General features: G+C 65.5%; 8 protein-coding genes. 7 read left to right on the forward strand and 1 reads right to left on the reverse strand.

The annotated features are described in order from the left end of the window. The first annotated feature begins 76 nt into the window (after window positions 1-76). The 4 genes from RDV64_RS04640 (at window position 77) to RDV64_RS04655 (ending at window position 5415) form a co-directional block, all read left to right on the forward strand. Window positions 77-2311, forward strand: coding sequence for a penicillin acylase family protein (locus tag RDV64_RS04640; protein WP_309198111.1), 2235 nt, complete (start codon window positions 77-79; stop codon window positions 2309-2311). Beyond that, window positions 2304-3836 (forward strand): GH3 auxin-responsive promoter family protein, encoded by a 1533-nt coding sequence (locus RDV64_RS04645; protein WP_309198112.1) that lies wholly within the window; start codon window positions 2304-2306, stop codon window positions 3834-3836. The genes RDV64_RS04640 and RDV64_RS04645 overlap by 8 nt, the downstream gene beginning before the upstream one ends. Window positions 3837-3882: 46 nt before the next feature. After that, window positions 3883-4890 carry a dienelactone hydrolase family protein gene (locus tag RDV64_RS04650; RefSeq protein ID WP_309198113.1) on the forward strand — a complete coding sequence of 336 codons (1008 nt, stop codon included), beginning with the start codon at window positions 3883-3885 and terminating at the stop codon, window positions 4888-4890. An 81-nt stretch (window positions 4891-4971) separates the two neighbouring features. Continuing rightward, window positions 4972-5415, forward strand: coding sequence for a thioesterase family protein (locus RDV64_RS04655; RefSeq protein ID WP_309198114.1), 444 nt, complete (start codon window positions 4972-4974; stop codon window positions 5413-5415). Between the two features lie 167 nt (window positions 5416-5582). Here the strand turns inward: RDV64_RS04655 and bcsN are convergent, their stop codons facing one another. Further along, window positions 5583-6707 (reverse strand): cellulose biosynthesis protein BcsN, encoded by a 1125-nt coding sequence (gene bcsN / locus RDV64_RS04660; protein WP_309198115.1) that lies wholly within the window; start codon window positions 6705-6707, stop codon window positions 5583-5585. A 472-nt stretch (window positions 6708-7179) separates the two neighbouring features. Here bcsN and bcsA point away from each other — a divergent pair, with 472 nt between their 5' ends. The 3 genes from bcsA to RDV64_RS04675 all read left to right on the forward strand — a co-directional run bounded on the left by bcsA (window position 7180) and on the right by RDV64_RS04675 (window position 15446). After that, entirely contained in the window at window positions 7180-9516 is a 2337-nt protein-coding gene (bcsA, locus tag RDV64_RS04665; RefSeq protein WP_309198117.1) for a UDP-forming cellulose synthase catalytic subunit, read from the forward strand. Window positions 9517-9527: 11 nt separating this feature from the next. Beyond that, window positions 9528-12362 (forward strand): cellulose biosynthesis cyclic di-GMP-binding regulatory protein BcsB, encoded by a 2835-nt coding sequence (locus RDV64_RS04670; RefSeq protein ID WP_309198118.1) that lies wholly within the window; start codon window positions 9528-9530, stop codon window positions 12360-12362. Between the two features lie 231 nt (window positions 12363-12593). Further along, on the forward strand, window positions 12594-15446 hold the full coding sequence (locus tag RDV64_RS04675) for a hypothetical protein (RefSeq protein ID WP_309198119.1): 2853 nt from the start codon (window positions 12594-12596) through the stop codon (window positions 15444-15446). Window positions 15447-15460 lie beyond the last annotated feature (14 nt).

Here is a 15460-nt window from a genome sequence, read left to right on the forward strand (position 1 = left end):
GCACGACAGCATCTCAGGTTGGAACAATGAGCGAGAGCCCACCGTTGCAGTTCAGATGCCGATAAAACGCCCCCCAATGGCCACCCGGACCCGGCAGGCTTTCAGCCTGGCAGGTCTCGCCGCGTCCGTCGTCCGCCGCACGGTCGCCCGCCCGTTCCCGGAGCTTGATCTGGAGGGGCGCCTCGCCTCCCTCCCCCAGGCCGCCCACACCCTGAAAGAACCCATCGATATCCGGTGGAACGCGCAGCACGTGCCGATGGTGCAGGCTAAGTCGATGCGCGATGCCGCCGTGGGGCTCGGGATGGTTCACGGCCACCTGCGTCTGGCACAGATGGAGGTGATGCGCCGCGCCGCGTTCGGCATCGTCTCCGAAGTGGCCGGCAAGGCCGCGCTGGAGCTTGACCAGCTTCTCCGCCTTCTCGACTTTCCGCGCGCCACCGAGGCGTCACTCGCGATGATGCCGGCGGAAACCCGAGACTGGATCGACGGGTTTGCCGAAGGCATCACCACAATTGCGTTCGAGACGCCGCCGCCGCCCGAGTTCGAGATTTTCGGCATCCGCCCCAGCCCCTTCATTGCGGAGGATCTGTTTGCCATCTCGCGCCTCTGCTCGGCGGACTATTCGTGGAAGGTGTGGCGCACGCTGAATGCGCTTCGTCAGGAAGACGACTGGGCCGAGATGTGGGCCGACCTCATCGGCGTTGCCGCCGTTGCCGACGAAGACATTCCCTATGGCGCCGAGCAGCTGGACGAGATGCTGCCCACCGCGTTCACCCGCGGCAGCAACTGCTACGCCGTGGACGGCACGCGCACGGCCACGGGCAAGCCGATGCTCGCCTGCGATCCGCACCTGATGATCGCAACGCCGCAGCCCTGGCTGATTGCCGGGTTCGAGGTGCCGGACCTCACCGTCTGGGGCCTGATGGTGCCGGCTCTCCCCATCTTCGGCGCAGGCCGCAACGGGCACGGCGCCTGGGGCGGCACCAACCTGCACGCCACGTCGTCAGAGCTGGTGAACGTGGCCGACGAGGACGTGGAAACCGAAGAGATCATCATCCCCTTGCGCGGCAAGCGGCGCGTCAAGCGCAAGCACCGCCAGAGCACGCTGGGGCCGATCATTTCGGACGCGAAGCCGTTCCGCATGCCCGCCGAAACCGTGGCGCTGCATTGGCTCGGCCATCGCCCCAGCGACGAATACACCCCGTTCCTCGACCTGATGCGCGCAGAGAACTGGGACCAGTTCGAGAGTGCGGTGGACGGCTACGCGCTCCCGGGCCTCAACATGCTGTGGGCCGGCAACGAGGGCGGCATCGGCAAGATGATCGGCGCCCATGTGCCGCGCCGCCCGCTTGCCACACCCAAGGACATGGTGGTGAGCCGCAAGGTTGCCGAAGACCACTGGCGCGATCTCGTCACCGGGCGGGACCTGCCCAAGGTGGTGAACCCTGCCTGCGGTTTCATTTCCAGCGCAAACGAAGAGCCGAAGGACCCCGAAGTCACCATCAGCCTCTTCTTCTCCGCGCCCACCCGCGTGGAGCGGATTGCCGCGCTGATCGGCGACCGGCAGGACCTCACCTTGCAGGACTTCCGAACCTTCCACGCCGATGTCTATCTCGCCCCGGCCCACACGCTCGCCAGCGCGCTTGCGGTCGTTGCGCGGGATGTGCGGCCGGACGCCAGGGTGACCGCGGCGCTTGCCGATTGGGACGGGCGGTACGAGGCCAGCTCCGCGGGCGCGCTCGCCTTCGAACTGGTGGCGAAACCGCTGATCGACAGCCTGGATTTCGTCTCAGAGAAGCGGCGTGCAACGCCCTACTGGCGCCCGTTCGCGCGGCTGACCAACCTCACCGACCACGCGACGCCCGAAGAGCTTGCCACGGCTCTGGCAAAGGCCATCGACAGCGCGGAGCCCCTCCTGGAGCGTCATCGCACCTGGGGCCGCATTCACCGGCTGCGTCTGGCGCATCCGCTCACCAAACTCCCCTGGGTCGGCAGCCGCCTTCCCACAATTGATCTGCCTACGGGCGGCTCGAACGACACGCTGATGAAGTCCATGCACCCGTTCACCCAGAAGGTTCATGGCACCAATTTTGCCGCCAACGCGCGCTTCCTTGCCGACCTTTCGGACCCCGACGAGACGTATGCCTGCCTTCTTGGCGGGCAGGACGGCTGGCCGGGCTCGCGCACCATGTTCGACATGGTCGGCCCATGGCGGCGGAGCGACTATGTGCGTCTGCCGATGACCGCAGCCGGGCTGGACGCCGATTTCGCGCACGTCACCCGGATCGAGACTGGCGCCCCCGATGCTTGATGCAACTCCGTTCCTGCGCGCCTACGCCTCGCTGCGCAGCCAGAAACTTGCCCGCAAGAGCGCTGCGGAACATCAGGCCCAAACGCTGCGCAAGCTCGTCTGGCACGCCCAGAACACGAAGTTCGGGCAGGACCACAACTTCGCCGAAATCCGCTCCGTGGCCGATTATCAGGCGAGCGTCCCCTTGCGCAGTTTCGAGGATTTCCGGCGGGACTATTTTGCAGCGTCCTTTCCGCTGCTGGATGACGTGACGTGGCCGGGCCGCATCCCGTATTTTGCCGCATCGTCCGGCACCTCGTCCGGCCGAACCAAGCATATCCCCATATCGGCCGAGATGATCCGCTCCAATTCCCGCGCAGGGACGGACCTTCTGGCCCACCACGTCCGCTGGAAGAAGGACAGCGACGTTCTGGGCGGCAAGAGCTTCATGCTGGGCGGTTCGGTGGGGATGGAGGACCTTGGCGAAGGGGTGATGAGCGGCGACCTTTCGGGCATCGCCCGGCTCAACAACCCACGCTGGTCCGCGCCATACGTGTTCCCCAACATCGAAGAAGCGCTTGAGGCGGACTGGGAAAACAAGATCGACCGGCTGGCGCGCCTTTCGCTGGACGAGAAGATCCACTGCATTGCCGGCACGCCAAGCTGGCTCCTCCTTTTCTTCGAGAGGCTGCGCGCTGTCACCGACGCAGGCAAGAACGTGAAGGCGTTCTACCCCGCCCTCGACCTGATGGTGTACGGCGGGATGAGCTTCGCGCCCTACCGGGATATTTTTGCCGAGTGGTTTCCGGACGACGACGTGGACTGGCGCGAGGTCTATTCCGCCAGCGAAGGCTTCGTGGCGAGTGCGGACAGGGGCATCGATGACGGGATGCGCCTCAACCTCGACATCGGCCTCTTCTTCGAGTTCGTGCCCATCGCCGAATGGGACGACCCGAACCCCACCCGCTACTGGATCGGCAACGCCCCGCCGGGCGAGTACGGGCTGATCCTGTCCACCTGCGCCGGCCTCTGGGCCTACAAGATCGGCGATGTGGTCGAGCTGATGGACGCCGATCCGCCGCGGGTGAAGGTGACGGGCCGCACGTCCTACTACCTCAGTGCCTTTGGTGAGCACCTGTCCGGCCACGAGCTGGAGGCCGGGGTTCTGGCAGCCGCCCGCGAAATCGGCCGCAACGTCTCGGAATTTTCGGTCATGCCGCTTTATCCGGGCGAAGCGCGCAGCAAGGGCCAGCACCTGTTTGTGGTAGAGCTGGACGAGACGCCGGACGCTGGCGATGCCGCACGTTTCACCAAGGCACTCGACGCCGCGCTTGCCGCCGGCAACGAGGACTACGAGGTGCACCGCGCTGGCGATGTTCAGCTGTTGCCGCCCGACGTGGCCTTCGTCGCTGCCGGCGGATTTGCCGACTGGATGCGGGCTCGCGGCAAGCTCGGCGGGCAAAACAAGGTGCCACGGGTGCTGGTGGACGGGGACGTCAGGGAAAGTTTGTTGAACTTTGCACAAGAGAAACGCGTTCAGTTCTAGACGCCGCCTTTATCGGCAGACCCCGTCTCGAAAAAGGTGACGCCCCATGGATGACGTGAAATACGCAAAGGTCCACATCCCGACCGCCAACCCCTTTGTGCTGAACGACTTCAAGCTGGGCGAAACGCCGGCGCTGCTGAAAGCTGAGCTCTACCTTCCAGCCACGGCCAAACCGCCCTTCCCGGCGGTTGTGGTCAACGAGGGGCTGGGCGGCGTGAAGCATGCGCGCGAGCGGCGCTACGGCCGCTTTCTGGCGCAGAACGGCTGCGCCGCGCTGGTGGTGGACAGTTTCGGGACGCGCGGCTACGGCAAGGCGCCTCACCCGATCCGCGCCATCAACGTCACCGAATCGATGATGCTGGCCGACGCGTTCGGCTCCCTCACATGGCTTGCGGCACGAGAGGACGTCGACTCGCAGCGCATCTCCAACATCGGCTTTTCCTATGGCGGGATGATCTGCATCCTCACCGCCTACGAGCAGATGCGCCGCCACTTCGTTGCCGGGGACGAGAAGTTCGCGTCCCACGTCAGCTACTACGGGCCGACGGTGCCGCGGCTGGTGGACTACACCACCACCGGCGCTCCGATCGCGATCCTCAACGGCAAGCTCGACCAGAACTTCAGCCCCGAGCGGCTGGAGCTGATTGTGGAAGACCTGCAAAACGGCGGCTCCGCGGTGGAGAACATGGTGTTCGACAATGTCTATCACCAGTGGGATTCCGACGACCACGAACGCCGGTTCGACCGCTTCAACATCCAGAACCTCAAGACGCGGATCGATCCGGACAACCAGATCATCAGCGAGCGGAGCGGCAACGTGATCCGCGGTTTCACGTCACGCCTGGCGCTGATTGCCCGCGCTGTCAGCCTGAGCGGCTTTCACCTCAAGCGGGACGCCGAAATCATGGCGAAGACCGATGCGCTGCTTCTGCGCTATCTGAAAATCCGTGCCGACGAGACCACGCCCGTTGGGGCCACGCCCTCGAAGGATCATCCCGAGGCGTCCGAGCATCTGCCGCCGGCCGGGCCGACCGAAGCCTCCGCCGCCGTCTGATCGAAAGCGCCCGCGCCAAGGCTGGCGCCGGCTTGGCGGATCATTCAAACTCCGTGTGAATTCAAACGGCGGAGGATTGTTATGTCACGGGATCTGCCGAGCCTTCGGTCCCGATTTCCGGCCGCCTACGTTCTTGCCACCCGGTGGGCGGACAACGACGTTTACGGCCACATCAACAACGCAGCCTATTACGGACTGATCGACACCGCGGTGAACCGGTTCATGATTGCGCGGGCGGGGATCGACATCCACGCCGGCCCGCTGATTGCGCTGGTGGTGGAGACCGGCTGCCGCTACCACAGCGCGCTGGAATTTCCCCAGGACATTGAAGTCGCTCTGCGGGTGGAGCGGATCGGGCGGACCAGCGTGACGTGGAACGCCGGGCTGTTTGCAGCCCCCGCCGCGCCGGACGATCCGGCTGCGGCCGATGCGCATTTCATCCACGTTCTGGTGGACCGCAACACGCGGCGCCCCGCCCCCTGGCCCGATGCCATGCGTGATGCGCTGGCAGAAATGATCGGCTGACCGTCCCCCTTCCGCCTCTCGCAAAGAGACCCCGGAGCAGCAAGGCTCCGGGGCAAGTCTGAGGCATTGGATGGCGGCCGCATCGCGCCGCGACGCGGCCGTCGGTCGTGCGGCCCGAATGGTCGGGCCGGTTGCCGGCGGGCGAACCCGCACGGCAATGGCGTTTGTCAGTTGAGGCCCACCACTCGGACCTGCGGGGTGCCCTGACGGGCATCCTGCTGGTTCGGCAAGATCAGGCTCGGTCCGGCCGGCGGCGGTGCCAGCGTCCGCGGTGCCGACGGCGTGATGACCGCCGGTGTGCCTTGCCGCGGCGAAGCGGGCAGCGGCACGGTCAAGCCGGTGGGCGCCCGCGGTGCGATGGCCGGGAGGTTGGAGCTGTCCACCTCTGGCTCGCGCAGATTGGTGTTTTCCGGCCGCGGGACGACGGCGGCACCGGGCACGGGCTGGTTCAGAACGGTGGGCCGCGTCACGGTCTCCACCGTAGACACCGTGCGCACCGGGGCCGACCGTCTGCGGCGACGCGGGGCCTTGATCGTCGGCCGGGCCGTCGCACCGAATGCCACCGGCGCAACCACCGAGGGATCGACCGGCTGCTCCGGCAGAATGACGGCGCCGGGCTTGCCGATCCGCGGGTCGGGCTCGGGCGGCGGGCCATACGGGTCCCAGCGCTGGGACTTGAAGTAGCCGCTGACGGTAAAGCCGTAGGAGATCAGCAGCAGATCCCGCGTGGACGTATTGGGATCGCACAGGCGAAGGCGCCAGTTGATGGAGCCGTTCTTGAACCGGAACAGCCCGGGCTCGGCGGCAATGCGCTGCCAGACATAGATGCAATTCACACCGGAGCGGGACCGCCCGGTGGCGTAGCTGATCGCCCCGTAGTGATTCTGCGCGTAGAGGCCGGACACTTCCATGTGGATGCCGGGAAAACGCTCCGAGAGTTCGCCGCGAATATCGGAAAGCTGCAGCCGGTCGTCGGTCAGCGTCGCATCCCCTCCGTCGCGCCCCATGGGACCGAACGCCCGCACGTAAAGGACGTTCTGGCCCGGCGTGCCGGTGTTGTTTTCGAGGATGATGTCCTGGGCAAGTGCGTTGCGATAACGTTGCTCCAGAACGGCGATCACGGCAGGACCGCCGGGCGGCGGCACCATGAACGCTTCGGTGATCGGTACCTGACGGCCTGTGGAAAACGTACCGACGCCGCCCCCCACATTGTATGCGCAACCACCAACGGTGATGGCAAACAGAACCGCCAATGCGCGATGCGCTTTGCGCGAGTTCAGAAACATTCCCATCCAGCCCCATTTTTTCCAGGAAACCGGCCAGATTGACTCCACTTGCTGGAGGCAGCCCGGCCCGAATCGGCTTCTATGAAAACGAGGTTGTCTGAGAAATCTTGATCGTTTGTTAACTATGGTTTGCGTTAACGTTAATGGGTAGAAGGGGTCCGGTCGCAGACCCTGCCGGGCCGGCCGGACGAGCCATTAATCGTGGATTAAGGCAATCTTTGTTTAACGAGCACAGAAATTTCCTGACGGGCATGCGCGGATCGATCCAGGCAGAATCGGACGGTGCGTTGATGAACAGGTCAAATATGAGCACTCGTCTGGCGGCGAGGACTGCATTAAACTACAGGGGCGTTATGGCCGGTGGCGCGAAAGCAGCCAGGACCGGGCATGACGCCGCGGGCCATTGGCCTTCAAGGCCCGCAAATGCCCTCTCGGCCATGATGAAGCAGCGCCCAATTCGACGTGAAGGACAGGCGAAATGAGATTCCTGGTTTTGCTACTGTGGCTTTTCGTCGCTGCAATTCTTGTCTTCATGGTGACGCAGCCGGTCAGTCTGGATACCCACTTCGTCACCTCGATGGTGATTGTGGTCATCATCGCCATCCTGAAAATGTTTGACCGCAAGGGCGCGCTTCGGGCGGTTGTGCTGGCGCTCGGCACCGCCGTGGTGCTACGCTACATCTACTGGCGGACCTTCACCACCATCCCGCCGGTGGAAGAACTCGGCAACTTCATTCCGGGCGTCCTCCTCTACATTGCCGAAATGTACTCGGTGGTGATGCTGTTCCTGTCGCTGTTCGTGGTGGCTGACCCGCTCGACCGCACGCGCAAGGTGCTGTCCAAGGATTCGCCGCGGCCCACGGTGGATGTCTTCGTCCCGTCGGTGAACGAGAGCCCGCAGCTTCTGGCGACCACGCTGTCTGCCGCCAAACAGATGGACTACCCGGCGGACAAGCTGACAGTATACCTCCTGGACGATGGCGGCACGGACGAACGCACCGAATCGGCCGACCCCGAGCGCGCAGCCGCCGCGCAGGAGCGCCGCCGCGAACTTCAGCAGCTGGCCCGCGACCTTGGCGTCAACTACCTGACGCGCTCGGCCAACATCAACGCCAAGGCCGGCAACCTCAACAACGGCCTTGCCCACTCGACGGGCGAATTTGTGGTGGTGTTTGACGCCGACCATGCGCCGACGCGGGACTTTCTCACCGAAACGCTGGGTTATTTCTACGACGATCCGCGGATGTTCCTGGTGCAGACGCCGCACTTCTTCATCAACCCCGACCCGCTGGAGCACAACCTCGAAACCTGGAACCGGATGCCGTCCGAGAACGAGATGTTCTACGGCATCATCCAGAAGGGTCTCGACAAGTGGAACGGGACGTTCTTCTGCGGATCGGCGGCAGTCCTGCGTCGCACGGCACTCGAAGAAGTCGGCGGTTTCTCCGGCCGTTCGATCACCGAAGACGCGGAAACGTCGGTCAACCTGCACGCGCAGGGCTGGAACTCGGCATTCGTCGACCGCCCGATGATCGCCGGTCTCCAGCCGGAAACGTTCGCAAACTTCATCGGCCAGCGGTCCCGCTGGTGCCAGGGCATGATGCAGATCCTGCTGCTCAACAGCCCGCTGTTCAAGTCCGGCCTCAGCATTCCGCAGCGCATCTGCTACATGTCGTCGATGTTCTACTGGCTGTTTCCGTTTTCGCGGCTGGTTTTCGCGTTTGCGCCGCTGTTCTACCTGTTTTTCGGCCTGTCGATCTTTGATGCATCCGGCGCGGAATTTGCCGCCTACACGGTCACCTACCTTCTGGTGAACATATTGATGCAGAACTACCTGTGGAACAGGGTGCGCTGGCCGTTCATCTCGGAACTCTACGAGACGATCCAGTCGGTGTATCTGATCCGCGCGCTGGGTTCGGTGATCGTCAATCCCACCAAACCCACCTTCAAGGTGACCACCAAGGGCGAAACCAACCGGACATCGCGTATTTCCGAGCTGGGCGGCCCGTTCTACGTCATCTTCTTCATCCTCACCGCTGGTGTCGTCGCCACCATCTGGCGGCTGATCGCGCAGCCCTTCGCGGCTGACGTGACGCTGGTTGTGGGTGGTTGGAACCTGTTCAACATCCTCCTGTTCGGCGCAGCGCTGGGCGTGGTGGCCGAGCGGCGGCAGCTGCGCTCCTCCCAGCGCGTCTCCATCGACCGGCCGGCCGAAATCATCTACGGCGACCGCGTGATCCCCGCCAAGATCGACGACGTTTCCATCGCCGGCGCCCGTATTCTGGTGCCGGCCAACGTGCTGAGGCAGATCAAGCCTGGCGAGCAGATCATCATGCGCTTCCAGCCCTTGTCGCCGCTGGCGTCCAACGAGCTGCCGCTGACCGTGCGTTCCGTGGTGCGCGACGAAGGCGGCGTCGCGCTCGGCTCCGAGTTCTCCGTGGTCGACCCGCGCCAGTACGAACTGGTGGCCGACCTCGTCTTCGCAAACTCCGACGAGTGGGTCCGCTTCCAGAACCGGCGCCGGAAGAACATCGGCGCAATTCGCGGAATCGTCGAATTTCTGTCACTGGCCGTCTTCCAGACGGTGCGCGGTCTCTCCTACCTGTTCACCGCAGCGCCGGGCAGCCGCCGCGGCAAGGAAAGCGCGCCGACCAGCGCACAGCAGACCATTGCGCCCGCCGCCAAACCGGAGCCGCCCCGCTCGCGCTACATCGGCGCGGACCCGGATGCGGTCGTCTCGTCCGGCGCCGGCTCCACGGCAGCGCTCCACGGAGTGCCTGTCACCCGTTCCGCCAATTCCCGTCCCGACCGCTGAGGATCGCCCAGATGCGCAAGTCCCTTCTTGGCACCGCAGTTATTGCCCTTGGCCTGATGGCACCGGGCTTGGCGGGCGCACAGGTGGCCCCGTTCCAGATCCGGGGCAACGAAGGCGGGCCCAACCTGCCCGGTTCGGCCTCGCCGAGCCGCCTGCAGAACCTTGCTGCGGACGAAGCCCGCGAAATCTCGCCCGACAGCCCGGGGATCCGCACAAACGCCCCGCCGGGCACACCTCTCTCGGCGCAACCGGCGGCGACGGTGAATGCGCAGCAGGGCAATCGCGCTTTGCGGTCAACCCCGGCCCCGTTCGACATCAACCAGGACGGCACGTCCCCCGTCCTGGTCATTCCTGAAGAAGAGGAAGAAATCTTCCAGCAGTCGACGACCGAGTCGCCGCTTTCCAACGGCCAGGGCCTGGGCCTGGTGGTGCCGGTCGATGCCGTCAACCAGGAGCAGCGGAGCAATCTCAACCGCCTTCTGAAGGAAGAGGGCGACCAGGTGCGCGAGCTGCGCGTCAATGTCGAGAACTCGGAGGCATGGGTCGATTCGGTGGTGGACCGCCCCATCGTGCCCGACCGGACCTTGCGGCTCGACGGCGAGATCGACTACGCGTCCTGGGGCTTTTACCTCTCCGCCACGGAAGCCGCGCGGGGCGGTACCCTTTCTATCGCCTTTACCAACTCCGTGCTGGTGCTGCCGGAAGCGTCGCGCATGCGGGTCTACCTCAACGGCCGCGAACTGGCGCAAACCGCCATCGACAGCCCGGACCGCACCAAGGTCATTGCGCTTCCCATCAGCCCCGAACTGCTGCGCGCCGGCGAGAACGCCCTGCGCATCGAGACCGAGATGCGCCACCGCATCGACTGTTCGCTCGATGCCACCTACGAGCTCTGGACCCGCATCGACACGCGCCTGACGGGGTTCACCTACCCTGGCGGCCGGGCACCGCTTGCAGGCCTTGGCGATCTGCCGGGCGTCGGCGTCGGCACCAACGGTGCAACGCGCATCCGCGTTTTCCAGGCAGCCCCGGCGTCAGCCACCAACATCGACCGGATGCTTCGCGCGGTGCAGGCCGCATCGGTGCGCGGCCGCTACGTGCAGCCGCTGGTGGAGGTGGTCGACCTCAGCGCCAAACCGGAATCCGCGCAGGGTACCCTCACGGTGATGATCGGCACCTACGAGCAGCTGCGCCGCATTTCCGAGGACATTCCGCCCGAAGCCGGCGTCGGCCCCTTCGCCACCCTGATTGACCCCAGCCGCCTCGGTCCCACGCTCCTCATCTCCGGCCCCAACGAGCGCGCGGTGGACACCGCCCTTGCCCGCCTCGACGTGACCGAAGGCAGCGGCGCGCCGCGCTCCCCCATCGCTGCAACGCCGCCCTGGCTGGTGCCGGACAGCGTTCCCATCGACGGTGCGGGCACGGTGTCGCTGCGCAAGGCGGGTGTGGAGACCATCAACTTCTCGGGCCGCCGGTTCGTGACCGATTTTCAGGTCACCCTGCCGCCGGACTTTTATGCCGCAGCCTACGGCGAAGCGCGCCTGCTTCTGGACGCGGCCTACTCCGGCGACGTGAACCCCGGCAGCCGTCTGTCGGTCTTCGTCAACGGTGTCCTGTCGACGGCCATCAGCTTCACGTCGTCCAGCGGCGAAGTTTTCGACGACTTCCCGATCGTGCTGGTGATGAAGCAGTTCCGGCCGGGCATCAACAAGATCGAGATCGTCGCCGACCTCAACACCGACTCGGACGCCGCCTGCCTGCCGGGCGGCACCGTTCCGGCGCGTGACCGGTTTGCGCTGTTCTCGTCCACGCGGCTCGTCTTCCCGTCCTTCGCACGGATCGGCCAGTTGCCGAACCTTGCCTCCTTCGCCACCAACGGCTTCCCCTACACGCTCACCGACGCGCCGGTGCGTGTGCGCGTGGGCGGCACGTCGCTGGACACCATCGGCGCGGCCGGCACGCTCCTGGCCCGCGTTGCGGTGAGCCGCGGCGCACCGCTTGCCACCAACGTGGTGGAGAACGTGGGCGAATTTGCCGATGCCGGGGCCATCGTCGTCGCGCCGCTGGAGGAAGTGTCCAACATTGCGCTGGAAGCCACAGGCGCGTCCTCGGTCATTCCGGCGAACTGGCTGCAGCCTTCGCAGCGCGGCGGTTCCGTCACCGGCGAGCCGGAGGGGCTGGAGCGCTACGACGAGGTCCTGCGCCGCCTGCGCCAGCAGCTGCGCCAGGAGGAAGTACGGCTCGACCGTGATGCGGCCGAGAGCGACGAGGACACCACCCGCGGCAGCCTCGCGCGCGACCAGCGCAACGAGACCGAACGTTCGCGCGACCGCTGGTTCGAGGAGCTGCAGGGCAGCAGCGGCATCACGGGCATGATCAAGGACGGCATTGCCTATGTCCGCAATGCCATCAACCTCAACATTGACTTCTCGCGCGATGACGGGATCGACGAGGTGGACGTGACACCGATCCCCGACAGCGCCACCTTCCTGATGGCGCAGTCCGCATCGCCGGAAAATGCCGATACGGCCTGGACGTTGATCACCGCGCCTTCAGCCGGGCTCCTGTCTGCGTCCACCGCGGCCATCACATCGCCCGATCAGTGGCGCCAGATTGGCGGCAGGATCACCGCCTACGATCTGGAGAACAACCGGGTGAACACCATTGCGGCGGAAAATGTGAGCTACCTCGCCACCCTTCCGCTGTCCTTCTCCAATATCCGGCTGATTGCGGCCAACTGGTTCTCACTCAACAACGGCATCTACTCGATCGCGCTGATCTTGATTGCCATGGTGCTCGGTGTCGTCACGTTCCTGCTGGTCACGCCGCTCGGCCGCAAGAGCTGATGATGCTCCGGCAGGCGGTCGGCTGATCGGGTTTTCCGGCGCCGCCAGCGTGCGCCGGGCGGCGGATCCGCGTTGCAAATGGCGGGGTCGACGGACACGAAAGAAACTGCGCTATAACCGTTCATTAACTGTAACGGTTCATAGTTCGGGCAGTATCGACAGGCGGTTTGCCTGCGCTGTGCAGCACTTCTTTCCGGCTGCAATGGCATGTTGTGATTGCGCGAGGGACGTATGGTTAAACACTCGATCGAGACGTACGGGATCCAGCCGCCGCTCGCGTTGCGCCCCAAGGAACCCCTCCGCATGGACGTGAGCGCAAGGTATCTGGCGCGAACGGCAACGGAGGCCAGCCGCGCCCTGCCAAGGAAATATACGCCGCGGCTGAAGCCGCTGTTGCTGGGCGCGACCGCCGCACTGATGTTCGGTTTCGTGTTCGACATCGGCCCGTGGAGCGGGTGGACGGGTCATCTCCTCGGCACGGCCGACGCGCAGGAAGCACCGCGCAACACTGCAATTCCCGCCAACACCGGCGATACGGCCGTTCCGTCTGAGGCCGACCGGGCGGCGCTGCGCTATTTTGCCCGCGAAGGGGCGGTGGAACGGCTGGAGGCCGAGCTGCGCCGTCTGCGCGCGCTCTACCCCAACTGGCAGCCCCCGACCGACCTGCTGGACCCCGATTTTGAAGACGCCGAACTGCAGCGCGTCTACCAGCTTGTGGGCGAACAGCGCTACGCGGAAGCTCGCGAAGCCATCGCCGAACGCCGCCGGCGCGACCCGACCTATGAGCCCCCGGTCCGTCTGATCGACATTCTCGACCTTGCAGACGTGCGCCAGGAGCTGCGCGCGGCGAGCGATGCCAACAATTTCACTCAGGTTCTGTCCATCGCGGAAGCCAACGAGCGGATCCTCACCTGCGAGGATGTGGATTCGATCTGGCGCGTGGCGCAGGCCTTTGCCGAAACCGGCAGGCCCCAGCGCGCCTACGACGCCTACGCCTACGTCATCAACAGTTGCACCGAGGGTCAGGCCGAGCGGGCAGCGAGCCTTCAGAAGGCCGCGCAGACGCTGGATCAGGCGTATGTGACCCAGTTGTTCGCTCTCGGCAGCACCGATGCGGCGGGCGTGAACGAATTCGACAATGCCCGGCTCGAGATCATCCGCGGCGCCGTCGCCCGCGGCGGCGAGCAAGGCGGCGAACCTGTCTCCATGGAGTGGCTGGAGCTTCTGGCGGCTTCGGCCCGCACCGGCAACAATCTGCAGGATGCCATGCTGGTCGGGTTCTATCTCTACCGGCAGAACAATCCGGCAGAAGGCGCCCAATGGTTCAGGTTCGCGCTTGATGGCGGGCTCGGCTCGGATGCAGCCGAAGCCTACATCACCGCGCTGCGGGCAACCGATGTGCGCGAAGACGATTTCCTGGCACGCGAAGTGGCCTATCAGTGGCGCGAGCAGACCCCGGAGCTGATGGAGTCCTATCTCGACGCGATGTCGACGATCCTCACCGCGGACGAACTCGGCGAGCGCAGCATCGAAGACGTCGAGCAGGATTCGGTCGACCGCTTCGTTCCGATCGTGATCAACCAGCGTGACCCCAACGGCGCGCAGGCACTGGGCTGGTACGCCTTCAACACCTGCCAGTTCATCATTTCCGAAGAGTGGTTCATCACCTCTGCAAACTGGGTCCCCACCGAAGCGGCGCTGTTCGGTCTGGCGCTGTCGCGGCTGCGGCTGGGCGATCAGGCCGGGTTCCAGGAAGTGGTCGACGAATGGGGTCCGCTTTATCCGGCGGTGCGTGCGCTGGCCGTTGGCGGCGACGTCGATCCCGAGGCGCCCGTTTCCGGAGACATCGACGACCCGACCCAGGAAACCGGCGTCTCCTCCGTCATCTGCGACCCTGAAGAGCGTGAACGTCTGCGCAACCTGATTGTCGAGCAGCAGAACCAGCGCCGCGCGCAGCAGGATCCGCTGATCATCACCGAAGCCGGTTCCCTCACCGCGGCACCCATCCGCGTGCGTGCGCTGACCCGGCGGCCCGACGGTTTCGCAACGCCCGAAATTCCGCGCCGGTCCGTGGTCATCCAGCCGCACACCGAGGAGAGGCGCGGCCTGCTTCATCGCATCCAGGCCAACACGCTGGAGCCGCTGCTGCCGCTGAACGCGCCGCAGCCTATCGACCCGGCGCCCCAGCCCACCGTCCGGCAAGCGGCCCCCCAGGCGGTCGCCCCCGTCCGGCGTGCTGCGCAGCCCAGCACCTCGGTCGTGCGCTCGCCGGTGCGGCTGCGCGATGGCAGACTGGCAAACCCGGTGCGGCGCCAGACCACCGTTGTCAGCGCCGCAAACCGCCCGCTGGACACCGGCGGCGCAACCGTTCGCCGGCGCGTGCGGCAAGGCCTCAGCACGACTGTGGACGACAATGTGCGCGACATCGTCAACCGCTCCACCCCCACCCGGCGCGTGCGCCGGCGCCGCAGCGGTGGCGGTGGCGGCGCGCAGGCCGCGCTTGGCAAGCGCAACTTTGCCGGCTGCGTGAAAGCTTCCGACAGAGCCATTCGCAACGGCACGCTGTCTGCGGCAGACGCGTCGGCACGCGGCTATTGCCTCCTGGAGCTGAAGCGCCCGGTGGAAGCTGCACAGGCCTTCCAGCTTGCCCAGTTCAAGGCGCGCTACGGCACCAGCGCCGCGGCGGACGCAGCCTACGGCGCCACACTGGCCGCCATCGCCAACAACATGACGCAGGAAGCAGCGCTTGCCGCAGCCTCTGCCCCCATGTCGCGGCCGCGGCGGACCGAAACGCAGATCAGCATTCTGACCCAGCGCGCCATCGCCGCCAACGAGGCCAAGCAGTACACGGCGGCGCTGCATTTCCTGGAGCAGCGCAACAAGATCGCACCGCTGCAAAAGGACCTGATGCTCCTGCAGGGCTTCGCCTACCAGAATGTGGGCGACTACAAGAACGCCAAGCGCATGTTCGACGCGGTCAACAAGTCCGGCTCGACGTCAGCCAGCCGCCGCGCATCGCAGGAGTTCTTCGTCCGCGGCCTGCCGCCGTCGGTCCGCGGCAACTACGGCAACAGCCTGAACTGAGCCGTTCACACCGC

This window comes from Acuticoccus sp. MNP-M23, assembly GCF_031195445.1.
In the GTDB taxonomy this organism is placed as follows: domain Bacteria; phylum Pseudomonadota; class Alphaproteobacteria; order Rhizobiales; family Amorphaceae; genus Acuticoccus.

Coding starts and splice junctions, on each gene's coding strand:
- RDV64_RS04655 (WP_309198114.1), top strand. CDS start 4,972: ATGTCACGGGATCTGCCGAGCCTTCGGTCCCGATTTCCGGCCGCCTAC.
- RDV64_RS04675 (WP_309198119.1), top strand. CDS start 12,594: ATGGTTAAACACTCGATCGAGACGTACGGGATCCAGCCGCCGCTCGCG.
- bcsN (WP_309198115.1), bottom strand. CDS start 6,707: ATGGGAATGTTTCTGAACTCGCGCAAAGCGCATCGCGCATTGGCGGTT.
- RDV64_RS04640 (WP_309198111.1), top strand. CDS start 77: ATGGCCACCCGGACCCGGCAGGCTTTCAGCCTGGCAGGTCTCGCCGCG.
- RDV64_RS04650 (WP_309198113.1), top strand. CDS start 3,883: ATGGATGACGTGAAATACGCAAAGGTCCACATCCCGACCGCCAACCCC.
- bcsA (WP_309198117.1), top strand. CDS start 7,180: ATGAGATTCCTGGTTTTGCTACTGTGGCTTTTCGTCGCTGCAATTCTT.
- RDV64_RS04670 (WP_309198118.1), top strand. CDS start 9,528: ATGCGCAAGTCCCTTCTTGGCACCGCAGTTATTGCCCTTGGCCTGATG.
- RDV64_RS04645 (WP_309198112.1), top strand. CDS start 2,304: ATGCTTGATGCAACTCCGTTCCTGCGCGCCTACGCCTCGCTGCGCAGC.